Below are 23,148 nucleotides of genomic sequence, written 5' to 3' on the forward strand. Positions count from 1 at the left end.
CGACGGATGAAAGCAGCGCCAAAAACGCCTAAAGCAAAACGTCAGGAAGAACAGGCCAACTTTATCAGTTGGCGTTTTGCGTTGCTGTGCGGCTGTATTCTGCTGGCGCTGGCTTTTCTGCTGGGTCGCGTCGCCTGGCTACAGGTGATCAGCCCCGATATGCTGGTGCGCCAGGGCGATATGCGTTCTCTGCGCGTACAGGAAGTGTCCACCGCGCGCGGGATGATTACCGATCGCTCCGGACGTCCGCTGGCGGTCAGCGTGCCGGTGAAGGCTATCTGGGCCGACCCGAAAGAGCTCCATGACGCCGGCGGGGTTACCCTGGATACACGCTGGAAGGCGCTGGCGGATGCCCTCAATATGCCGCTGGATCAGCTGGCGACGCGCATCAATACCAATCCGCGGATGCGGTTTATCTATCTGGCGCGTCAGGTTAACCCTGACATGGCCGATTACATCAAGAAGCTGAAGCTGCCGGGCATTCATCTGCGCGAAGAATCCCGTCGGTACTACCCTTCCGGGGAAGTAACCGCTCACCTCATCGGCTTTACCAACGTCGATAGCCAGGGGATTGAAGGGGTTGAGAAAAGCTTTGATAAATGGCTTACCGGCCAGCCGGGCGAGCGTATCGTGCGTAAAGACCGCTATGGCCGGGTAATTGAAGACATCTCTTCTACCGATAGCCAGGCAGCGCACAACCTGGCGCTGAGTATCGACGAACGCCTGCAGGCGCTGGTCTATCGCGAGCTGAACAACGCCGTGGCCTTTAACAAAGCCGAGTCGGGCAGCGCCGTGTTAGTGGATGTTAACACCGGTGAAGTGCTGGCGATGGCCAACAGCCCATCCTATAACCCGAACAACTTCGCCGGTACGGCAAAAGACACCATGCGTAACCGTGCGATTACCGACGTGTTTGAGCCGGGTTCGACGGTGAAACCGATGGTGGTCATGACGGCGCTGCAGCGCGGTATCGTCAACGAAAATACCGTGCTCAATACCGTGCCTTATCGAATTAACGGCCACGAAATCAAAGATGTGGCGCGCTATAGCGAATTGACCCTGACCGGGGTGCTACAGAAGTCGAGTAACGTCGGTGTTTCTAAGCTGGCGTTAGCGATGCCGTCCTCAGCGTTAGTAGATACTTACTCACGTTTTGGGCTTGGAAAGGCGACCAATTTGGGGTTGGTCGGAGAACGCAGTGGCTTATATCCTCAAAAACAACGGTGGTCTGACATAGAGAGGGCCACCTTTTCTTTCGGCTATGGGCTAATGGTAACCCCGTTACAGTTAGCGCGTGTCTACGCAACGATTGGCAGCTATGGCATCTATCGCCCGTTGTCGATTACCAAGGTTGATCCTCCGGTTCCGGGCGAGCGCGTCTTCCCGGAATCACTCGTTCGTACCGTCGTTCATATGATGGAAAGCGTGGCGCTGCCCGGCGGCGGCGGTGTGAAAGCGGCGATCAAAGGCTATCGCATCGCGATTAAAACCGGTACGGCGAAAAAAGTGGGGCCGGATGGCCGCTATATCAACAAATATATTGCTTACACCGCAGGCGTTGCGCCCGCCAGCCATCCGCGCTTCGCGCTGGTGGTGGTGATCAACGACCCGCAGGCAGGTAAATACTACGGTGGCGCCGTTTCCGCGCCGGTCTTCGGTGCCATCATGGGCGGCGTATTGCGCACCATGAACATCGAGCCGGATGCGCTGGCAACGGGCGAAAAAAGTGAATTTGTAATTAATCAAGGCGAGGGAACAGGTGGCAGATCGTAATTTGCGCGACCTACTCGCTCCATGGGTGCCAAACGCACCGGAGCGCATTCTGCGAGAGATGACGCTGGACAGCCGGGTGGCTGCTTCCGGCGATCTCTTTATCGCGGTACAGGGTCATCAGGCGGACGGGCGTCGTTATATCCCGCAGGCGATAGCGCAAGGTGTGGCTGCCATTATTGCTGAAGCGCAGGGCGAAGCTAAAGACGGTGAGATCCGTGAAATGCACGGCGTGCCGGTTATCTACCTGAGCCAGCTTAACGAACGCTTATCGGCGCTGGCCGGGCGTTTTTATCATCAGCCGTCGCAGCAGCTGCGTCTGGTGGGCGTCACCGGCACCAACGGGAAAACCACCACCACTCAGCTGCTGGCGCAGTGGGCAAAGCTGCTCGGCGAAACCAGCGCGGTGATGGGGACCGTCGGTAACGGTCTGCTGGATAAAGTCGTTCCAACTGAAAACACCACCGGTTCCGCGGTGGACGTTCAACATGTGCTCTCCAGTCTGGTCGGGCAGGGGGCTACCTTCGGCGCGATGGAAGTCTCCTCCCACGGTCTGGTACAGCACCGCGTAGCGGCCCTGCAGTTTGCCGCCTCGGTGTTTACCAATCTCAGCCGCGATCATCTCGACTACCATGGCGACATGGAGCACTACGAAGCGGCGAAATGGCTGCTGTACTCCACCCATCATTGCGGTCAGGCCATCGTCAATGCTGACGATGAAGTCGGTCGTCGCTGGCTGGCGAAGCTGCCGGACGCGGGGGCGGTATCGATGGAAGATCATATCAACCCGAATTGCCACGGCCGCTGGCTAAAGGCCACCGCGGTGAACTATCACGACAGCGGGGCGACCATCCAGTTTGACTCCAGCTGGGGCAAGGGCGAAATCGAAAGCCGCCTGATGGGCGCATTTAACGTCAGCAACCTGCTGCTGGCGCTGGCCACGCTGCTGGCGCTGGGCTATCCGCTGGCCGATCTGCTGAAGAGCGCAGCGCGTTTACAGCCGGTGTGCGGCCGTATGGAAGTGTTCAGCGCGCCGGGTAAACCTGCCGTGGTGGTAGATTATGCCCATACGCCTGACGCGCTGGAAAAAGCGCTGCAGGCGGCACGCCTGCACTGCAGCGGCAAGCTGTGGTGCGTCTTCGGCTGCGGCGGCGACCGCGACAAAGGTAAACGTCCGTTGATGGGCGCTATCGCGGAAGAGTTTGCCGACATCGTGGTCGTTACTGACGATAACCCGCGCACCGAAGAGCCGCGGGCGATTATCAACGATATTCTGGCCGGCATGCTCGATGCAGGTCAGGCGAAGGTGATGGAAGGCCGCGCGGAAGCGGTGACCAACGCCGTGATGCAGGCGAAAGAGAACGACGTGGTGCTGGTGGCGGGTAAAGGCCATGAAGATTACCAGATCGTCGGCAACCGCCGTCTGGATTATTCCGACCGCGTGACCGTCGCGCGTCTGCTGGGAGCGGTAGCATGATTCGCTTTACGTTAAGTCAACTTGCCGCGATCGCCCATGGCGAACGGCAGGGTAGCGATGTCGCTATCGACGAGGTGACCACCGATACCCGTAAAGTGACGACGGGCTGCCTGTTTGTGGCGCTGAAAGGGGAGCGTTTCGACGCCCATGATTTTGCCGAACAGGCGAAAGCGGCGGGCGCCGGCGCGCTGCTGGTGAGTCGTCCGCTGGCCTGCGATCTCCCGCAGGTGATTGTGAACGATACCCGGCAGGCTTTCGGTGAGTTAGCCGCCTGGGTGCGTCAGCAGGTGCCGACTCGCGTCGTCGCCCTGACCGGCTCGTCCGGTAAAACCTCGGTTAAAGAGATGACCGCGGCGATCCTCAGCCAGTGCGGCAACACGCTGTATACCGCCGGCAACCTGAACAACGATATCGGCGTCCCGATGACGCTGCTGCGGCTGACCAAAGAGCATCAGTACGCGGTGATCGAACTCGGCGCCAACCACCAGGGCGAAATCGCCTGGACCGTCAGCCTGACGCGTCCGGAAGCGGCGCTGGTCAACAACCTTGCTGCGGCGCACCTGGAAGGTTTCGGTTCGCTGGCGGGCGTGGCGAAGGCGAAGGGCGAAATCTATACCGGTCTGCCGGAAAATGGCATCGCCATCCTCAATGCCGACAATAACGACTGGCTGAACTGGCAGGCGGTGATTGGCGATCGCAAAGTGTGGCGCTTCTCGCCGAACGCGGCGAACAGCGATTTCACGGCGACCAACGTGCAGATCACCAGCCACGGCACCGAATTTACGCTGCAGACCCCAACCGGCAACGTTGACGTACTGCTGCCGCTGCCGGGACGCCACAACATCGCTAATGCGCTGGCCGCCACTTCGCTGGCGATGGCGGTAGGCGCCGATTTGGCGGCGGTGAAAGCCGGACTGGCGCAGCTGCAGGCCGTTCCGGGACGTCTGTTCCCGATCCGGCTGACCGAGAGCCAGCTGCTGCTGGATGATTCCTATAACGCTAACGTTGGTTCGATGACCGCGGCGGTGCAGGTGCTGTCAGAGATGCCCGGCTTTCGCACGATGGTGGTCGGCGATATGGCAGAGCTTGGCGCGGAGAGCGCGGCCTGCCATCGCGAAGTCGGCGAAGCGGCGAAAGCGGCGGGTCTGGATTGCGTCCTCAGCGTCGGCGCCTTGAGCGCGGATATCAGCCGCGCCAGCGGCGTGGGCGAACATTTTAACGATAAAGCCGCCGTGGTGGCTCGCCTGCGCGAGCTGCTGGCGGAGCACAAAATAATGACCATTTTAGTGAAGGGTTCACGTAGTGCCGCCATGGAAGAGGTAGTACGCGCATTACAGGAGACTGGGACATGTTAGTATGGCTGGCCGAACACTTGGTCAAATATTATTCCGGCTTTAACGTCTTTTCATATCTGACGTTTCGCGCCATCGTCAGCCTGCTGACCGCGCTGTTCATCTCGTTGTGGATGGGCCCGCGCATGATCGCCCGTCTGCAAAAACTCGCCTTTGGCCAGGTCGTACGTAACGACGGCCCGGAGTCTCATTTCAGTAAACGCGGTACTCCGACCATGGGCGGGATCATGATCCTCACCGCGATCACCGTTTCCGTTCTGCTGTGGGCCTATCCATCTAACCCGTACGTCTGGTGCGTACTGACGGTATTAATCGGCTACGGCATCATCGGTTTCGTTGATGATTACCGTAAAGTCGTGCGCAAAGATACCAAAGGCCTGATCGCCCGCTGGAAGTATTTCTGGATGTCGGTGATCGCCCTGGGCGTGGCCTTCGCGCTGTATCTGGCGGGGAAAGATACCCCGGCAACCGAGCTGGTGGTGCCGTTCTTTAAAGACGTAATGCCGCAGCTGGGGCTGTTCTATATCTTGCTGGCCTACTTCGTTATCGTCGGTACCGGCAACGCCGTCAACCTGACCGACGGCCTCGACGGCCTGGCGATTATGCCGACCGTTTTCGTCGCGGCAGGCTTTGCGCTGGTGGCATGGGCCACCGGCAACATGAATTTTGCCAACTACCTGCATATCCCGTATCTGCGCCACGCCGGCGAGCTGGTGATCGTCTGTACGGCGATTGTCGGGGCGGGGCTGGGCTTCCTGTGGTTCAACACCTACCCGGCGCAAGTCTTTATGGGCGACGTCGGTTCACTGGCGCTCGGCGGCGCGTTGGGCATTATCGCCGTGCTGCTGCGTCAGGAGTTCCTGCTGGTGATCATGGGCGGGGTTTTCGTGGTGGAAACGCTGTCGGTTATTCTGCAGGTCGGCTCCTTTAAGCTGCGCGGTCAGCGCATCTTCCGCATGGCGCCGATCCACCACCACTATGAACTGAAAGGCTGGCCGGAGCCGCGCGTTATCGTGCGCTTCTGGATTATTTCGCTGATGCTGGTGCTGATTGGCCTGGCGACGCTGAAGGTACGTTAATCATGGCAGATTATCAGGGTAAAAAAGTCGTCATAATTGGGCTGGGCATGACCGGCCTGTCATGCGTGGACTTTTTCATGGCGCGCGGCGTAACCCCGCGCGTGATGGACACCCGCGTCGCGCCTCCGGGGCTGGATAAATTACCCGAATCGGTCGAATGCCATGTCGGCGGACTCAATGATACCTGGCTGCTGGCGGCGGACCTGATTGTCGCCAGTCCGGGGATTGCGCTGGCCCATCCTTCGCTCAGCGCAGCGGCCGACGCTGGCGTAGAGATCGTTGGCGATATCGAACTGTTCTGCCGCGAAGCGCAGGCGCCGATTATCGCCATTACCGGTTCTAACGGCAAAAGCACTGTTACTACCCTGGTGGGCGAGATGGCGAAAGCCGCTGGAGTTAACGTCGGCGTGGGCGGCAATATCGGCCTGCCGGCGCTGATGCTGCTGGACACCGATCGAGAGCTGTATGTGCTGGAGCTCTCCAGCTTCCAGCTGGAAACCACCTCCAGCCTGCAGGCGGTGGCGGCAACCATCCTCAACGTGACTGAGGACCATATGGACCGCTACCCGCTGGGGCTGCAGCAGTATCGCGCGGCGAAGCTGCGGATTTACGAGAATGCGAAGACCTGCGTGGTGAACGCGGACGATGCGCTCACCATGCCGGTACGCGGGGCGGACGAACGCTGCATTAGCTTTGGCGTCGATGTCGGTGACTACCACCTTAACCGCCAGCAGGGCGAAACCTGGCTGCGCGTTAAAGGTGAGAAAGTCCTCAATGTGAAAGAGATGCCTCTCACCGGTCAGCATAACTACAGCAACGCCCTGGCGGCGCTGGCGCTGGCCGATGCCGCGGGTCTGCCGCGGGCCAGCAGCCTGAAGGCGCTGACCACCTTTACCGGTCTGGCGCACCGTTTCCAGCTGGTGCTGGATCACAACGGCGTACGCTGGATTAACGACTCGAAGGCGACCAACGTCGGCAGCACCGAGGCGGCGCTGAACGGCCTGCAGCTGGACGGCACGCTCTATCTGCTGCTGGGCGGCGACGGCAAGTCCGCTGATTTTACCCCGCTGAAGCGCTACCTCGGCGGCGATCGTATTCGCCTGTACTGCTTTGGTCGCGATGGCGCCGAGCTCGCTGAGCTGCGTCCTGAGGTGGCGGTACAAACTGAGACTATGGAACAGGCGATGCGTCAGATTGCTCCCCTGGTGAAAGCGGGGGACATGGTGCTCCTGTCGCCGGCCTGCGCTAGCCTGGATCAGTTTAAGAACTTTGAACAACGGGGCGAGATGTTTGCCCGTCTGGCGAAGGAGTTAGGTTGATGCGTTTCTCTCTCCCACGCCTGAGAATGCCGCAGCTGAGCCTGCCTCGGCTGAGACTGCCGCGATTGCCGGGGATGTTTATTTTCGCCTGGCTATTCGCTGCGCTGAAAGGCTGGGTGATGGGCTCGCGCCCGAAAGATAACGACAGTCTGGTGATGTATGACCGGATGCTGCTATGGCTGACCTTCGGCCTGGCGGCGATCGGCTTTATTATGGTGACCTCGGCGTCGATGCCGGTCGGACAGCGCCTGGCGAACGATCCTTTCCTCTTCGCCAAGCGTGACGGCCTGTACATTGTGCTGGCCTTCGCGCTGGCGATGATTACGCTACGTCTGCCGATGGATTTCTGGCAGCGCCACAGTACCGCGATGCTGATCGCCTCGATCGTCATGCTGCTGATCGTACTGGTAGTAGGCAGCTCGGTAAACGGCGCATCGCGCTGGATAGCCCTTGGTCCGCTGCGTATTCAGCCGGCGGAGTTCACCAAGCTGTCGCTGTTCTGCTACATCGCCAACTATCTGGTGCGTAAAGCCGACGAAGTGCGTAACAACCTGCGCGGCTTCTTAAAACCGATGGGCGTGATTTTCGTACTGGCCATCCTGCTGCTGGCGCAGCCTGACCTCGGTACCGTGGTGGTCCTGTTCGTCACCACGCTGGCGATGCTGTTTCTCGCCGGCGCGAAGCTGTGGCAGTTCATCGCCATTATCGGCATGGGTATTTCGGCGGTGGTCCTGCTGATCCTCGCCGAACCATACCGTATTCGCCGCGTGACCTCCTTCTGGAACCCGTGGGAAGACCCGTTCGGCAGCGGCTACCAGCTGACCCAGTCGCTGATGGCTTTCGGCCGCGGCGAGATGTGGGGGCAGGGCCTCGGCAACTCGGTGCAAAAACTGGAGTATTTACCGGAAGCGCACACTGACTTTATCTTCGCCATTATCGGCGAAGAACTCGGTTATATCGGTGTGGTACTGGCGCTTTTAATGGTATTCTTCGTCGCTTTCCGCGCCATGTCGATTGGCCGTAAAGCGCTGGAGATCGATCATCGCTTTTCCGGCTTCCTCGCCTGTGCGATTGGTATCTGGTTTAGCTTCCAGGCGTTAGTTAACGTCGGCGCGGCGGCGGGGATGCTGCCGACGAAAGGTCTGACGCTGCCGCTGATCAGTTATGGTGGTTCCAGTCTGTTGATTATGTCGACGGCCATTATGTTGTTGTTGCGAATTGATTATGAAACGCGTCTGGAAAAAGCCCAGGCGTTTACACGGGGTGTGCGATGAGCGGTCAGGAAAAGCGGTTGATGGTGATGGCGGGCGGTACCGGCGGGCATGTGTTCCCGGGACTGGCGGTCGCGCACCATTTAATGGACCAGGGCTGGCAGGTTCGCTGGCTGGGTACCGCCGATCGTATGGAAGCGGATTTAGTGCCGAAAAACGGCATCGAAATTGATTTTATCCGTATCTCCGGCCTGCGTGGCAAAGGTATCAAAGCGCAGCTACTGGCGCCGGTGCGTATCTTTAACGCCTGGCGTCAGGCGCGGGCGATCATGAAGCGTTTCCAGCCGGACGTGGTGCTGGGTATGGGCGGCTATGTTTCCGGGCCTGGCGGTCTGGCGGCGTGGTCGCTGGGGATCCCGGTGGTCCTCCACGAGCAAAACGGCATTGCCGGCCTGACTAACAAGTGGCTGGCGAAGATTGCGAAGAAAGTGATGCAGGCGTTTCCCGGCGCGTTCCCGCATGCGGACGTCGTTGGGAACCCGGTGCGCACCGATGTACTGGCGCTGCCGCTGCCAGGTCAGCGTCTGGTTGGCCGTCAGGGGCCGATTCGCGTGCTGGTGGTCGGTGGCTCTCAGGGCGCGCGCGTCCTGAACCAGACGATGCCGCAGGTGGCGGCGAAGCTCGGCGCTACGGTGACCATCTGGCATCAAAGCGGCAAAGGCGGCCAGCAAACCGTGCAGCAGGCCTATGCCGCCGCCGGACAGCCGCAGCATAAAGTGACGGAATTTATTGATGACATGGCCGCGGCGTATGCCTGGGCAGATGTTGTGGTTTGCCGTTCCGGCGCGCTGACGGTTAGCGAAATCGCGGCCGCAGGTTTACCAGCGCTGTTTGTCCCGTTCCAGCACAAAGATCGTCAGCAGTACTGGAATGCGCTGCCGCTGGAGAAAGCCGGCGCGGCGAAAATTCTTGAACAGCCTGAGTTCACGGTAGAGGCGGTTGCCTCTACCCTGGCGAGCTGGGATCGCGAAACCTTGCTGGATATGGCGGAACGAGCGCGTGGCGCTTCGATTCCGGACGCTACCGAGCGGGTAGCAGAAGAGGTCAGCGCCGTAGCTTTGGCGCGCTAATTGCGGTGATTTTCACCGCCCGAATACAGAAGTTGATGGCGTAAAGAATGAATACACAAGATTTGGCAAAACTGCGTTCCATAGTGCCCGAGATGCGTCGCGTTCGGCACATTCATTTTGTCGGCATCGGCGGTGCCGGTATGGGCGGTATTGCCGAAGTGTTGGCTAACGAAGGTTACCAGATCAGCGGCTCCGACCTGGCGCCGAATCCGGTGACCCAGCAGCTGTCGCAGCTTGGCGCCACCATTTATTTCAACCATCGCCCGGAAAACGTGCGTGATGCCAGCGTGGTTGTCGTTTCCAGCGCGATTTCTGCAGATAACCCGGAAATCGTTGCCGCGCATGAGGCGCGTATCCCGGTGATCCGTCGTGCCGAAATGCTGGCGGAGCTGATGCGCTTTCGCCACGGGATCGCCATTGCCGGGACCCACGGCAAAACCACCACCACCGCGATGGTATCCAGCATTTACGCCGAGGCCGGGCTGGACCCGACCTTCGTCAACGGCGGACTGGTAAAAGCGGCGGGCGTACATGCCCGTCTTGGCCATAGCCGTTACCTGATCGCGGAAGCGGATGAGAGCGACGCGTCGTTTCTGCATCTGCAGCCGATGGTGGCCATTGTCACCAACATCGAAGCCGATCACATGGATACCTACCATGGCGACTTTGAGAATCTGAAGCAGACCTTTATCAACTTCCTGCACAACCTGCCGTTCTACGGACGCGCGGTGATGTGCGTGGACGATCCGGTGATCCGGGAATTGCTGCCGCGCGTTGGCCGGCAGATCACTACCTACGGTTTTAGCGACGACGCCGACGTGCGCGTCGAGGACTATCGTCAGGTTGGGGCGCAGGGGCATTTCCGCCTGGTGCGCCAGGATAAAGCGATCCTGCAGGTGACGCTCAATGCCCCGGGACGCCATAACGCGCTGAACGCGGCGGCGGCCGTCGCCGTGGCGACGGAAGAGGGGATTGACGATCGGGCTATTCTGCGCGCACTGGAGAGCTTCCAGGGAACAGGACGCCGCTTTGATTTTCTTGGCGAGTTTCCGCTGGCCGAAGTCAACGGCAAACCGGGCAGCGCGATGCTGATCGATGATTACGGTCACCACCCGACGGAAGTGGACGCCACCATTAAAGCAGCGCGCGCTGGCTGGCCGGATAAAAACCTGGTGATGGTATTCCAGCCGCACCGTTATACCCGTACCCGCGATCTGTATGATGATTTTGCCAACGTGCTGACCCAGGTGGATGCCCTGCTGATGCTGGACGTCTATCCGGCGGGCGAAGCGCCGATCCCGGGCGCCGACAGCCGCTCGCTGTGCCGTACCATTCGCGGTCGCGGGAAAGTGGATCCGATCCTGGTGCCCGATTCGGCCCAGGCCGCGGAGATGCTGGCGTCAGTCCTGACCGGCAACGATTTAGTACTGGTGCAGGGCGCCGGTAACATCGGTAAAATCGCCCGCCACCTGGCTGAAATCAAACTGATCCCGCAAAAAACGGAGGAGGAGCGCCATGGCTGATAAAATCGCGGTGCTTTCCGGTGGAACCTCCGCTGAACGTGAAGTGTCGCTGAATTCAGGCGCGGCGGTGCTGGCCGGGCTGCGTGAAGGCGGGGTGGACGCCCATCCGGTCGACCCGCGCGATGTTGATATTACCCAGCTAAAAAAGCAGGGCTTTAAGAAAGCGTTTATTGCCCTCCACGGCCGCGGCGGGGAAGATGGCACTCTGCAGGGGCTGCTGGAGTTAATCCAGCTGCCTTATACCGGCAGCGGCGTGATGGCTTCGGCGATTTCAATGGATAAACTGCGCAGCAAGTGGCTGTGGCAGGGCGCCGGATTACCGGTCGCGCCGTGGGTGGCGCTGACCCGCGCCCAGTTTGCCGCCGGGCTGTCTACTGACGTCGAACAGCAAATTGCGGCGCTGGGTCTGCCGGTCATCATCAAGCCGAGCCGTGAAGGCTCCAGCGTCGGGATGTCGAAAGTCAGCGAAAGTTGTGATTTAGCGAGTGCATTGGCGTTGGCTTTTCAGCATGATGATGAAGTTTTGGTCGAAAAATGGCTCAGTGGACCGGAATTTACCGTCGCCATAGTCGGTGAAGAAATTTTACCGTCAATACGTATCCAGGCCGCGGGAACCTTCTATGATTATGAGGCGAAGTATCTCTCTGATGAGACGCAATATTTCTGCCCAGGATTTGAAGATCCCGCGCGTGAGTCAGCTATTCAGAACCTGGTGCTTAAAGCCTGGAATATTCTGGGTTGCAAAGGCTGGGGCCGTATTGACGTGATGCTGGACAGCGATGGCCAGTTTTATCTGCTGGAAGCGAATACTTCCCCGGGCATGACCAGCCACAGCCTTGTGCCAATGGCGGCGCGTCAGGCAGGAATGAGCTTCTCCCAGCTTGTTGTACGAATTCTGGACCTGGCGGGGTGATATGTCGCAGGCTGCGCTGAATACGCGGAACCATGAAGAAGAGGCTTCTTCTTCGCGTCGGAGTAATGGAACGCGGCTGGCAGGGATCGTTTTCCTGCTGGCGGTGCTGTTTACCGTGCTGGTCAGCGGGTGGATGGTTCTTGGCTGGATGGAAGATGCGCAGCGCTTACCGCTGTCGAAGATGGTGGTGACCGGCGAGCGCCACTATACGCGCAATGATGACATCCGTCAGGCGATCCTGGCGCTGGGTTCGCCGGGTACCTTTATGACTCAGGATGTGAACATCATCCAGAGCCAGATTGAACGTCTGCCGTGGATTAAGCAGGCGAGCGTCCGAAAGCAGTGGCCCGATGAATTGAAGATTCATCTGGTTGAATATGTGCCGATTGCGCGCTGGAATGATCAACATATGGTGGATGCAGAAGGAAATGCCTTCAGCGTGCCGGCGGATCGCACCAGCAAACAGAATTTACCGATGTTATACGGTCCCGAAGGCAGCGAGAACGAAGTGCTGCAGGGGTATCGTGACATGGGGCAGGTGCTGGCAAAGGATAAATTCACGTTGAAAGTGGCGGCGATGACCGCCCGTCGCTCCTGGCAGTTGACGCTTAATAATGACATCAAGCTCAACCTTGGCCGTGGCGATACCATGAAACGGCTTCAGCGCTTTATGGAACTCTACCCGGTTCTTCAGCAGCAGGCGCAGACCGACGGCAAACGGATTAGCTACGTTGATTTGCGTTATGACTCGGGTGCGGCAGTGGGCTGGGTACCTGCTCCCGCAGAGGAAACTAATCAACAACAGAATCAGGCACAGGCAGAACAACAATGATCAAGGCGACGGACAGAAAACTGGTAGTTGGACTGGAGATTGGCACCGCCAAGGTGGCCGCTTTAGTAGGGGAAGTTCTGCCCGACGGCATGATCAATATCATCGGCGTGGGCAGTTGCCCATCGCGTGGTATGGATAAAGGCGGTGTGAACGACCTCGAGTCGGTGGTGAAATGCGTACAGCGCGCCATCGACCAGGCCGAACTGATGGCGGATTGCCAGATTTCATCAGTTTATTTGGCACTTTCGGGTAAACATATAAGCTGTCAGAATGAAATCGGGATGGTACCGATTTCGGAAGAAGAAGTGACGCAGGACGACGTCGAGAATGTGGTCCACACCGCGAAGTCGGTTCGCGTTCGCGATGAACATCGTGTCCTGCACGTGATTCCGCAGGAATATGCTATCGACTACCAGGAAGGGATTAAAAACCCGGTAGGGCTGTCCGGCGTGCGTATGCAGGCGAAGGTGCATCTGATCACCTGCCATAACGATATGGCAAAAAACATTGTTAAAGCAGTGGAACGTTGTGGTCTGAAAGTTGACCAACTTATTTTCGCCGGGTTAGCGGCCAGTTATTCGGTATTAACAGAAGACGAACGTGAGCTGGGCGTCTGCGTTGTGGATATCGGCGGTGGTACAATGGATATCGCCGTCTACACCGGCGGCGCATTGCGTCACACCAAAGTGATCCCGTATGCCGGTAACGTGGTGACCAGCGATATCGCCTATGCCTTCGGTACGCCGCCGAGCGATGCCGAAGCGATTAAGGTTCGTCACGGATGCGCATTGGGTTCCATCGTCGGTAAAGACGAAAACGTCGAAGTACCGAGCGTCGGTGGACGTCCTCCGCGTAGCCTGCAGCGTCAGACGTTGGCAGAGGTGATTGAACCGCGCTATACCGAGCTGCTTAACCTGGTCAATGAAGAGATCCTGCAGCTGCAGGAACAGCTCCGCCAGCAGGGTGTTAAACATCATCTGGCGGCGGGGATTGTGTTAACCGGCGGCGCGGCGCAAATTGAAGGTCTGGCGGCCTGTGCGCAGCGCGTGTTCCATACTCAGGTGCGCATTGGCGCGCCGCTGAACATCACCGGTTTAACCGACTATGCCCAGGAGCCGTATTATTCAACGGCGGTGGGGCTGCTGCACTACGGAAAAGAGTCACATCTCAGTGGTGAAGCGGAAGTAGAAAAACGCGTGACGGCCTCAGTGGGCTCGTGGATTAAGCGACTCAACAGCTGGCTGCGAAAAGAGTTTTAATTTTTTAAGAGAACGCAGACAATTAGCGTTCTCAGGCGACAGGCACAAGACGGAGAGAAACTATGTTTGAACCTATGGAACTGACCAACGACGCGGTGATTAAAGTCATCGGCGTCGGTGGCGGCGGCGGTAACGCCGTTGAACACATGGTGCGCGAGCGCATTGAGGGTGTTGAATTCTTCGCGGTAAATACCGACGCGCAGGCGCTGCGTAAGACGGCGGTTGGCCAGACTATCCAGATCGGTAGCGGTATTACCAAAGGTCTGGGCGCGGGCGCGAACCCGGAAGTCGGCCGTAACGCGGCTGATGAAGACCGTGAAGCGCTGCGCGCAGCCCTTGATGGCGCAGACATGGTGTTCATCGCGGCAGGCATGGGCGGCGGTACCGGTACCGGCGCGGCGCCCGTAGTCGCGGAAGTGGCGAAGGATCTGGGGATCCTCACCGTTGCGGTGGTCACTAAGCCGTTTAATTTTGAAGGTAAGAAGCGCATGGCGTTCGCTGAGCAGGGGATCACCGAGCTGTCCAAGCACGTTGACTCACTGATCACCATCCCGAACGACAAGCTGCTGAAGGTCCTGGGGCGTGGAATTTCCCTGCTCGACGCATTCGGCGCGGCAAACGACGTCCTGAAAGGCGCGGTGCAGGGTATCGCCGAACTGATCACCCGTCCGGGTCTGATGAACGTCGACTTCGCGGACGTCCGTACCGTGATGTCTGAAATGGGCTACGCGATGATGGGCTCCGGGGTGGCGAGCGGTGAAGACCGTGCGGAAGAAGCGGCTGAAATGGCTATCTCTTCTCCGCTGCTGGAAGATATCGACCTGTCAGGCGCGCGCGGCGTGCTGGTCAACATTACTGCGGGCTTCGACCTGCGTCTGGACGAGTTCGAAACTGTGGGTAACACCATCCGTGCTTTTGCCTCGGATAATGCGACCGTGGTTATCGGTACCTCTCTGGACCCGGATATGAACGACGAGCTGCGCGTGACCGTAGTGGCGACCGGTATTGGCATGGATAAGCGTCCGGAAATCACCCTGGTAACCAACAAGCAGGTTCAGCAGCCGGTGATGGATCGTTACCAGCAGCATGGTATGTCGCCGCTGACGCAAGAGCAGAAGCCGGCAGCCAAAGTGGTGAACGACAATACGCCGCAAACCGCGAAAGAGCCGGATTATCTGGATATCCCAGCCTTCCTGCGTAAGCAAGCCGATTAAGAATCGACTGGAAGTTGGGCATCTGCGCTCTTTGTGCTAAACTGGCCTCCCGATAGTGGTGTACACTTCGGTTGGATAGGTAAATTGGCGAGATTATACGATGATCAAACAAAGGACTCTTAAACGTATCGTTCAGGCGACTGGCGTCGGTTTGCATACCGGCAAGAAAGTCACACTGACGTTACGCCCTGCGCCGGCAAATACCGGGGTCATCTATCGTCGCACCGACTTGAATCCACCGGTAGATTTTCCGGCTGATGCCAAATCTGTGCGTGATACCATGCTCTGTACTTGCCTGGTTAATGAGCATGACGTGCGGATTTCTACGGTTGAACACCTGAACGCCGCATTGGCTGGCCTGGGTATCGACAACATTATTGTTGAAGTCGATGCGCCGGAAATCCCGATTATGGACGGCAGTGCGGCTCCGTTCGTTTATCTGTTGCTGGATGCCGGCATTGATGAACTGAACTGCGCCAAGAAATTTGTACGTATCAAAGAGACGGTTCGCGTCGAAGATGGCGACAAATGGGCTGAATTCAAACCGTACAATGGTTTTTCGCTGGACTTCACCATCGATTTTAACCATCCAGCGATTGATGCCAGCACCCAGCGCTATACGCTGAACTTCTCGGCCGATGCGTTCATGCGTCAGATTAGCCGTGCGCGTACCTTCGGTTTTATGCGCGATATCGAATATCTGCAGTCCCGCGGCCTGTGCCTGGGCGGCAGCTTCGATTGTGCCATCGTTGTTGACGATTATCGCGTACTGAACGAAGACGGTCTGCGCTTTGAAGACGAATTTGTTCGCCACAAAATGCTGGATGCGATCGGTGACCTGTTTATGTGTGGTCACAACATTATCGGCGCATTCACGGCGTACAAATCGGGTCACGCGTTGAACAACAAACTGCTGCAGGCGGTTCTGGCAAAACAGGAAGCCTGGGAGTATGTGACCTTCGAAGACGACGCAAAACTGCCAATGGCGTTCCGCGCACCGTCGATGGTTCTGGCGTAAGCCTGACCATCCAGTAAATTCGACTGGTAACCTGGTACTCTCTCCGACCAGGGAGCCAGTCGTTTTTCTTTTATAGCACCCTCCAGTTATTTTCGCTGCGATCCCTGGATAATAATTAGAGTGCGTTCGCTGCTTTATTAAGCGTTTTCGCCGGGCAATCGCCTTCATTCATGCTGCCTCAGGCCGGTATTAATGTTAGTATTTGAGCGCAAAATTATTTCTCAGGGTTGCTTTACCCCGTGGACATCAGGTTGTCCTGCGAAAAACATCAATAAAGAGACAGCCTGAACGACGACGGGTCTAGCAAAGAAAGGTAATGAACGTGAGTGGATTGCTGACGCGCTGGCGACAGTTTGGCAGACGGTATTTTTGGCCGCATCTCCTGTTGGGGATGGTCGCGGCCAGCCTCGGCCTGCCTGCGCTAAGCAACGGTCACGAGACCGCGGCGCCAGCGAAGGCGACCGCCAGCAATCACAATCCGAGCAAGGTTAATTTCTCTCAGCTGGCGCTGCTGGAGACGAATCGCCGGCCCAGCTTTACCGTCGACTACTGGCATCAGCACGCCATTCGCACCGTTATTCGTCATCTCTCCTTCGCCATGGCGCCGCAGGCGCTGCCGGTGGCGGAAGAAACTTCCCCGCTGCAGGCTCAGCATCTGGCGCTGCTCGACACCCTCAGCGCGCTGCTGACGCAGGACAGCACGCCGCCGGTGGTGATCCGCCAGGCGGGTTACATCCCTTCTTCATATTCTGCCTTCCGCGTCAGCGCCTGGATAAGCCAGGTGGCGGGGATCCGCGCAGGGCCTCAACGTCTCAGCTGAAAATAACCACGGACCATCCTATTTTTTGTGACTCCGCACCGCGGGCGTTTGAGATTTTATTATGCTTATCAAAATGTTAACCAAGGTTTTCGGCAGCCGTAACGACCGTACGCTGCGTCGTATGCGCAAAGTCGTCAATATCATCAACGGCATGGAACCGGCGATGGAAAAACTCTCTGATGACGAGCTGAAAGCGAAAACCGCTGAATTCCGCGCGCGCCTGGAAAAAGGCGAAACGCTGGAAAGCCTGATCCCTGAAGCTTTCGCCGTCGTTCGCGAAGCCAGTAAGCGCGTATTCGGCATGCGCCACTTCGACGTCCAGCTGCTGGGCGGTATGGTGCTTAACGATCGCTGCATCGCCGAGATGCGTACCGGTGAAGGTAAAACCCTGACCGCGACCCTGCCGGCGTACCTCAACGCGCTAACCGGCAAAGGCGTTCACGTAGTGACCGTCAACGACTATCTGGCCCAGCGTGACGCCGAAAATAACCGCCCGCTGTTTGAATTCCTGGGCATGACAGTTGGCATCAACATGTCCGGCCTGCCGGCGCCGGCGAAGCGTGAAGCTTACGCTGCCGATATCACCTATGGCACCAACAACGAATACGGCTTCGACTACCTGCGCGACAACATGGCCTTCAGCCCGGAAGAGCGCGTTCAGCGTAAATTGCACTATGCGCTGGTGGATGAGGTGGATTCCATCCTGATCGATGAGGCGCGTACGCCGCTGATCATTTCCGGCCCGGCGGAAGACAGCTCTGAAATGTACCGCAAGGTAAACAAAATCATCCCGCATCTGATCCGCCAGGAAAAAGAGGATTCGGATACTTTCACTGGCGAAGGCCACTTCTCGGTGGATGAAAAAGCGCGTCAGGTTAACCTGACCGAACGTGGTCTGGTGCTGATTGAAGAGCTGCTGGTACAGGAAGGCATTATGGATGAAGGTGAGTCCCTGTACTCTCCAACCAACATTATGCTGATGCACCACGTTACCGCCGCGCTGCGCGCCCATGCGCTGTTCACCCGCGACGTTGACTACATTGTCAAAGATGGCGAAGTTATCATCGTCGATGAGCACACTGGCCGTACGATGCAGGGCCGCCGCTGGTCCGATGGTCTGCACCAGGCCGTTGAGGCCAAAGAGGGCGTGGAGATCCAAAACGAGAACCAGACTCTGGCCTCTATCACCTTCCAGAACTACTTCCGTCTGTACGAGAAGCTGGCGGGGATGACCGGTACAGCCGATACCGAAGCCTTTGAATTCAGCTCTATCTATAAGCTGGATACCGTGGTTGTACCGACCAACCGTCCGATGATCCGTAAAGACATGGCGGATCTGGTCTATATGACCGAAGCGGAAAAAATTCAGGCAATTATCGAAGATATCAAAACTCGTACCGCTGCCGGTCAGCCGGTGCTGGTGGGGACTATCTCGATCGAAAAATCTGAAGTGGTTTCCCGTGAACTGACTAAAGCTGGCATCAAGCACAACGTCCTGAACGCCAAATTCCACGCCAGCGAGGCGGATATCGTCGCCCAGGCGGGCTACCCTTCCGCGGTGACCATCGCCACCAACATGGCGGGTCGTGGTACCGATATTATGCTCGGCGGTAGCTGGCAGGCGGAAGTCGCTGCGCTGGAAAACCCAACGCCAGAGCAGATTGAGAAAATCAAAGCCGACTGGCAGGTACGCCACGATGCGGTACTGGCCGCAGGCGGTCTGCACATCATCGGTACCGAGCGTCATGAATCTCGCCGTATCGATAACCAGCTGCGCGGCCGTGCTGGTCGTCAGGGGGATGCCGGTTCTTCCCGCTTCTACCTGTCAATGGAAGATGCCCTGATGCGTATCTTCGCCTCCGATCGCGTGTCTGGCATGATGCGTAAACTGGGAATGAAACCAGGTGAGGCGATTGAGCACCCGTGGGTCACCAAGGCGATCGCCAACGCCCAGCGTAAAGTGGAAAGCCGTAACTTCGATATCCGTAAGCAGCTGCTGGAATATGATGATGTGGCCAACGACCAGCGCCGGGCGATCTACACCCAGCGTAACGAGCTGCTGGACGTGTCTGACGTCAGCGAAACCATCAACAGCATCCGCGAAGACGTCTTTAAGGCGACGATCGATGCCCATATTCCGCCGCAGTCGCTGGAGGAGATGTGGGATATCGAAGGTCTGCAGGAGCGTCTGAAAAACGACTTCGACCTCGACCTGCCAATCAAAGAGTGGCTGGATAAAGAGCCGGAGCTGCATGAAGAGACCCTGCGCGAACGTATTCTGCAGAGCGCGGTAGAAACCTACCAGCGTAAAGAAGAAGTGGTCGGCGCCGAGATGATGCGCCACTTCGAGAAAGGCGTGATGCTGCAGACTCTGGATTCGCTGTGGAAAGAGCACCTGGCGGCGATGGATTACCTGCGCCAGGGTATCCACCTGCGCGGCTATGCGCAGAAAGATCCGAAGCAGGAGTACAAGCGCGAATCGTTCTCAATGTTTGCCGCGATGCTGGAGTCACTGAAGTATGAAGTGATCAGCACCCTGAGCAAAGTCCAGGTGCGGATGCCGGAAGAAGTCGAGGCGATGGAACAGCAGCGTCGTGAAGAGGCCGAGCGCCTGGCGCAGATGCAGCAGCTCAGCCATCAGAGCGATGATGAAGCCGCAGCCCAGGATCTGGCGGCGCAAACCGGCGAACGTAAAGTGGGCCGTAACGATCCGTGCCCGTGCGGCTCCGGCAAAAAGTACAAACAGTGCCACGGCCGTCTGAGCTAAGGTCTGATAAAACAAACAAAGGCGCAGAGTTCTGCGCCTTTTTTATGGAGCGCATTCAATGAAAAAACTGCAAATCGCCGTCGGGATAATTCGCAATCCGCAAGGCGAAATCTTTATTACCCAGCGCGCCGCCGATGCCCATATGGCGAATAAGCTGGAGTTCCCGGGCGGGAAAATTGAATCTGATGAGACGCCTGAGCAGGCGCTAATCCGCGAACTGCAGGAGGAGGTTGGGATTACGGTCACCGCCTCTTCGCTCTTTGATAAGCTGGAGTATCAGTTCCCCGATCGCTATATTACGCTGTGGTTTTTCCTCGTGGAAAGTTGGCAAGGCGAGCCGTGGGGTAAAGAAGGGCAGCCGGGTCGGTGGATGGCGGGACCAACGTTGGATCCGGCGGCGTTTCCTCCGGCGAATGAACCGGTTATCAGCAAACTTATCGCCCAGGGCTGAGCCCCGGGGCGCGAGGCTAACCCGCCAGGCGCCGGGTTAGCTTGCCATCAAATCAGGGTTGCTGCTCGCTCCAGTCATCGCTATCGGAGAGATCCCCCGCGCTGGGGATGCGCTTCTCTTCCGCAGCCCATTCTCCCAGATCGATCAGTTGGCAGCGCTTGCTACAGAACGGACGAAACGGACTCTGCTCGCCCCACACCACAGTTTTGCCGCAGGTCGGGCAGTTGACGATAGTCTCTTCTGACATGTTATCTCCTTAACAGCAGGCCAGTTCAAAATCAAAGCGCTCCGGCACGATCCCATATTCACTGTCCAGCGCCAGGAAACGGATGGCGAAACGGCTCTTATGGCCGGAAATTTGCGGATAAAGCTGGTGAGCCAGATCGAGACGCAGGCGCAGCAGATCGGCATCTTCGCCATTATCCTGATAAAAGCCGTTGAGGCTGGTCTGTTTGCGGAACAGCGCGGAGTTGCGGATAAGATCGAGGATCAGGCTCAGGGACTGGACCAGCGGATCGAGGCTGGCAAGCCAGCTGGCCACCTGCTCGTCGCGATGCGCCTGTGGCATATGGAGCCAGATATGCAGGGTCGGTAAATCGAAGCTGCAGCAGCCGCCAGGAATACTCAGGCGCTGACGCACCAGCGCAATCAGGCGATCTTCACGCAGAAACTGACCAATGCGCGGCGCGGCCATCAGGGTGCTGGAGGACTGCTTCAGCTGGTGGCGCAGCTCGTTTATGCGCTCCTGATCGACGCCCGGCACTTCTGCCCATGACTGGAGCTTACGCTGCTGGCGTTCCAGCTCTTTAACCAGGTCAGTGCGCACCTCGCCGCGCTCCAGGACATCCAGCAGATCGCCGGCGTTACGGAAAAAATGGAGCGCATCGGCATGGCTGGCAATCTGCGGACGGAAAGCCATCTGCTGGATCAGAAATTCGATGCGCAGCCAGGTGCGCATTTTCTCATTAAGAGGATGTTCAAACAGAACGGGGGTATGCATTACGAGTTTTCCTGTGAGGCGGCCTGCGATGCCAGCGTTAAATACTTTTCGTGCAGGCGGGCAACATCCGATGCCACTGCATCCGGCGTGCCAGTGTTTTCAATAACATCGTCCGCGACGGCCAGGCGCTGCTGGCGCGTGGCCTGGGCGGCAAGAATATGTTCAGCATGTTCGCGGCTGACCTTATCGCGCAGCATGGTGCGTTCGATTTGCGTCTCTTTCGGCACATCGACGACCAGTACGCGATCGGCCTGGCCGGACAGGCGGTTTTCGACCAGCAAAGGTACGACCCAGAGGAGATAAGGGGAGGTGGCGGCCTGCATCTGGCGGCGCGTTTCCTGCTGAATCAGCGGGTGCAACAGCGCATTGAGCCAGGCTTTTTCCTCCACGTGAGCAAAAATTTTTTCTCGTAGCAGGCGGCGGTTCAGCGTGCCGTCGGGGGCAATCATCTGTGGTCCGAAGTGGCCGACAATGGCCTGGAGCGCCGGGGTACCGGGCTCGACCACCTGACGGGCGATAACATCGGCATCGATAACCTTAACCCCAAGCTGCGCGAAGGCGTCGGCGACCGTACTTTTACCGCTGCCGATCCCGCCTGTTAACGCGACTGTGTACCCCATATCTTCTGACCCTGAAACGGATTGCTCGTATTTTTTGCAGGCAGACAGCGATGACTGGCAGCGCGCCGGGGAGGCGACAGTGAGCATGTCGTGAGGGCCCCGCGCCAACCGGGATCGCCGTCCGCTATACTGTTTGTTTTAATCAAGCAAATCAAATGGTTAAAAACAATACTCCGGCAGGGGAAGGCATAGGCGCCTTTTTCTCCATTCACCAGGTAAATTTATACGATTGTAGCGTAAAAAAAGTGAAAATCGCAGTCTTGCGCGGGCCTGATTCGCGCGTATGATAACGTCACTGGAGTTGTGCTCTCACATTCATGCCATTAACCCCAGGAATTCGCACATGCGTATTGAAGAAGATCTGAAGCTTGGTTTCAAAGACGTTCTTATCCGCCCGAAACGCTCTACCCTCAAAAGCCGTTCTGATGTTGAGCTGGAACGTGAATTCACCTTTAAACATTCAGGCCTGACCTGGTCCGGCGTGCCGATTATTGCGGCTAACATGGATACCGTCGGCACCTTCAGCATGGCTAAAGCGCTGGCCACTTTTGGTATTCTGACCGCGGTACATAAGCACTACACCGCTGAAGAATGGCTGGCGTTTACCCAGGGCGCATCCGCGGACGTACTCAAGCATGTGATGGTTTCCACTGGCACGTCCGATGCGGATTTCGAAAAAACCCAGCAGATCCTCTCTCAGAACCCACAGCTGAATTTTGTGTGTATCGACGTCGCCAACGGCTACTCTGAGCACTTTGTACAGTTCGTGGCGAAGGCGCGCGAAGCCTGGCCGCAAAAAACTATCATCGCCGGGAACGTGGTCACCGGTGAAATGTGCGAAGAGCTGATCCTCTCCGGCGCCGATATCGTCAAAGTTGGCATCGGCCCGGGATCCGTCTGCACCACCCGCGTTAAGACCGGGGTCGGCTATCCGCAGCTCTCCGCCGTGATTGAGTGTGCCGATGCGGCGCACGGCCTTGGCGGCCAGATCATCAGCGACGGCGGTTGCACCATGCCGGGCGATGTGGCGAAAGCCTTCGGCGGCGGCGCTGATTTCGTGATGCTTGGCGGCATGCTGGCGGGCCATGAAGAGAGCGGCGGAACCATCGTTGAAGAAAACGGAGAGAAATTCATGCTGTTCTACGGCATGAGCTCCGAGTCGGCGATGACCCGCCATGTGGGCGGTGTCGCGAAATACCGCGCGGCGGAAGGCAAAACCGTTAAGCTGCCTTTGCGTGGACCGGTGGAGAATACCGCACGTGATATTCTCGGCGGCCTGCGTTCTGCCTGCACCTACGTTGGCGCCTCGCGTCTGAAAGAGCTGACCAAGCGTACGACCTTTATCCGCGTTCAGGAACAAGAGAACCGGGTATTCAATAGCCTGTAATCGGCT

Annotated in this window: 20 protein-coding genes; 17 read left to right on the forward strand and 3 right to left on the reverse strand. The window is 57.9% G+C overall.

Annotated features, from left to right (window positions below):
- The first annotated feature begins 6 nt into the window (after positions 1 to 6).
- The 16 genes from HMPREF3140_RS11680 (at position 7) to mutT (ending at position 20,135) form a co-directional block, all read left to right on the forward strand.
- Entirely contained in the window at positions 7 to 1,773 is a 1,767-nt protein-coding gene (locus tag HMPREF3140_RS11680) for a peptidoglycan glycosyltransferase FtsI (protein WP_002888559.1), read from the forward strand.
- Positions 1,760 to 3,247: a UDP-N-acetylmuramoyl-L-alanyl-D-glutamate--2,6-diaminopimelate ligase gene (gene murE / locus HMPREF3140_RS11685; RefSeq protein ID WP_070552993.1), complete on the forward strand. Its 1,488-nt coding sequence runs from the start codon at positions 1,760 to 1,762 to the stop codon at positions 3,245 to 3,247. Before HMPREF3140_RS11680 ends, murE begins: the two co-directional genes overlap by 14 nt.
- Positions 3,244 to 4,602: a UDP-N-acetylmuramoyl-tripeptide--D-alanyl-D-alanine ligase gene (murF, locus tag HMPREF3140_RS11690; protein WP_004147073.1), complete on the forward strand. Its 1,359-nt coding sequence runs from the start codon at positions 3,244 to 3,246 to the stop codon at positions 4,600 to 4,602. The genes murE and murF overlap by 4 nt, the downstream gene beginning before the upstream one ends.
- A complete protein-coding gene (gene mraY, locus HMPREF3140_RS11695) occupies positions 4,596 to 5,678 on the forward strand; it encodes a phospho-N-acetylmuramoyl-pentapeptide-transferase (RefSeq protein ID WP_002888562.1) in 1,083 nt (360 codons plus the stop codon). The genes murF and mraY overlap by 7 nt, the downstream gene beginning before the upstream one ends.
- A gap of 2 nt (positions 5,679 to 5,680) precedes the next feature.
- The gene (gene murD, locus HMPREF3140_RS11700; RefSeq protein ID WP_004151364.1) at positions 5,681 to 6,997 is read left to right on the forward strand and encodes a UDP-N-acetylmuramoyl-L-alanine--D-glutamate ligase; all 1,317 of its coding nucleotides are present in this window, start codon (positions 5,681 to 5,683) and stop codon (positions 6,995 to 6,997) included.
- Entirely contained in the window at positions 6,997 to 8,271 is a 1,275-nt protein-coding gene (ftsW, locus tag HMPREF3140_RS11705) for a cell division protein FtsW (RefSeq protein ID WP_002888565.1), read from the forward strand. Before murD ends, ftsW begins: the two co-directional genes overlap by 1 nt.
- On the forward strand, positions 8,268 to 9,338 hold the full coding sequence (murG, locus tag HMPREF3140_RS11710) for an undecaprenyldiphospho-muramoylpentapeptide beta-N-acetylglucosaminyltransferase (RefSeq protein WP_002888566.1): 1,071 nt from the start codon (positions 8,268 to 8,270) through the stop codon (positions 9,336 to 9,338). Before ftsW ends, murG begins: the two co-directional genes overlap by 4 nt.
- 47 nt (positions 9,339 to 9,385) lie before the next feature.
- Positions 9,386 to 10,861 carry a UDP-N-acetylmuramate--L-alanine ligase gene (murC, locus tag HMPREF3140_RS11715; protein ID WP_004145947.1) on the forward strand — a complete coding sequence of 492 codons (1,476 nt, stop codon included), beginning with the start codon at positions 9,386 to 9,388 and terminating at the stop codon, positions 10,859 to 10,861.
- Positions 10,854 to 11,774 carry a D-alanine--D-alanine ligase gene (locus HMPREF3140_RS11720; RefSeq protein WP_023279854.1) on the forward strand — a complete coding sequence of 307 codons (921 nt, stop codon included), beginning with the start codon at positions 10,854 to 10,856 and terminating at the stop codon, positions 11,772 to 11,774. The genes murC and HMPREF3140_RS11720 overlap by 8 nt, the downstream gene beginning before the upstream one ends.
- A 1-nt stretch (position 11,775) precedes the next feature.
- A complete protein-coding gene (gene ftsQ / locus HMPREF3140_RS11725) occupies positions 11,776 to 12,606 on the forward strand; it encodes a cell division protein FtsQ (protein WP_002888624.1) in 831 nt (276 codons plus the stop codon).
- Entirely contained in the window at positions 12,603 to 13,865 is a 1,263-nt protein-coding gene (gene ftsA / locus HMPREF3140_RS11730; RefSeq protein WP_002888625.1) for a cell division protein FtsA, read from the forward strand. The genes ftsQ and ftsA overlap by 4 nt, the downstream gene beginning before the upstream one ends.
- Positions 13,866 to 13,927: 62 nt before the next feature.
- A complete protein-coding gene (gene ftsZ / locus HMPREF3140_RS11735; protein ID WP_002888628.1) occupies positions 13,928 to 15,079 on the forward strand; it encodes a cell division protein FtsZ in 1,152 nt (383 codons plus the stop codon).
- 100 nt (positions 15,080 to 15,179) lie between these two features.
- Positions 15,180 to 16,097, forward strand: coding sequence for a UDP-3-O-acyl-N-acetylglucosamine deacetylase (lpxC, locus tag HMPREF3140_RS11740; protein ID WP_002888632.1), 918 nt, complete (start codon positions 15,180 to 15,182; stop codon positions 16,095 to 16,097).
- 322 nt (positions 16,098 to 16,419) lie between these two features.
- Complete coding sequence (secM, locus tag HMPREF3140_RS11745) at positions 16,420 to 16,917, forward strand: secA translation cis-regulator SecM (protein ID WP_002888635.1); 498 nt, start codon at positions 16,420 to 16,422, stop codon at positions 16,915 to 16,917.
- 61 nt (positions 16,918 to 16,978) lie between these two features.
- Complete coding sequence (secA, locus tag HMPREF3140_RS11750) at positions 16,979 to 19,684, forward strand: preprotein translocase subunit SecA (RefSeq protein ID WP_002888638.1); 2,706 nt, start codon at positions 16,979 to 16,981, stop codon at positions 19,682 to 19,684.
- A 58-nt stretch (positions 19,685 to 19,742) separates the two neighbouring features.
- Positions 19,743 to 20,135, forward strand: a complete 393-nt coding sequence (mutT, locus tag HMPREF3140_RS11755) for an 8-oxo-dGTP diphosphatase MutT (RefSeq protein ID WP_023279853.1) — start codon at positions 19,743 to 19,745, stop codon at positions 20,133 to 20,135.
- 52 nt (positions 20,136 to 20,187) lie between these two features.
- Here mutT and yacG read toward each other — a convergent pair whose 3' ends face one another.
- The 3 genes from yacG to coaE are packed head-to-tail and all read right to left on the reverse strand — an operon-like array spanning position 20,188 to position 21,755.
- Positions 20,188 to 20,382, reverse strand: coding sequence for a DNA gyrase inhibitor YacG (gene yacG, locus HMPREF3140_RS11760; protein ID WP_002888644.1), 195 nt, complete (start codon positions 20,380 to 20,382; stop codon positions 20,188 to 20,190).
- Positions 20,383 to 20,391: 9 nt separating this feature from the next.
- Positions 20,392 to 21,135, reverse strand: a complete 744-nt coding sequence (gene zapD / locus HMPREF3140_RS11765) for a cell division protein ZapD (RefSeq protein WP_004178596.1) — start codon at positions 21,133 to 21,135, stop codon at positions 20,392 to 20,394.
- Positions 21,135 to 21,755, reverse strand: a complete 621-nt coding sequence (coaE, locus tag HMPREF3140_RS11770) for a dephospho-CoA kinase (RefSeq protein WP_002888649.1) — start codon at positions 21,753 to 21,755, stop codon at positions 21,135 to 21,137. Before coaE ends, zapD begins: the two co-directional genes overlap by 1 nt.
- 343 nt (positions 21,756 to 22,098) lie before the next feature.
- Here coaE and HMPREF3140_RS11780 point away from each other — a divergent pair, with 343 nt between their 5' ends.
- A complete protein-coding gene (locus HMPREF3140_RS11780) occupies positions 22,099 to 23,142 on the forward strand; it encodes a GMP reductase (protein ID WP_004145938.1) in 1,044 nt (347 codons plus the stop codon).
- Positions 23,143 to 23,148: the final 6 nt, after the last annotated feature.

Source organism: Klebsiella sp. HMSC16A12 (assembly GCF_001808265.1).
GTDB lineage: Bacteria > Pseudomonadota > Gammaproteobacteria > Enterobacterales > Enterobacteriaceae > Klebsiella > Klebsiella pneumoniae.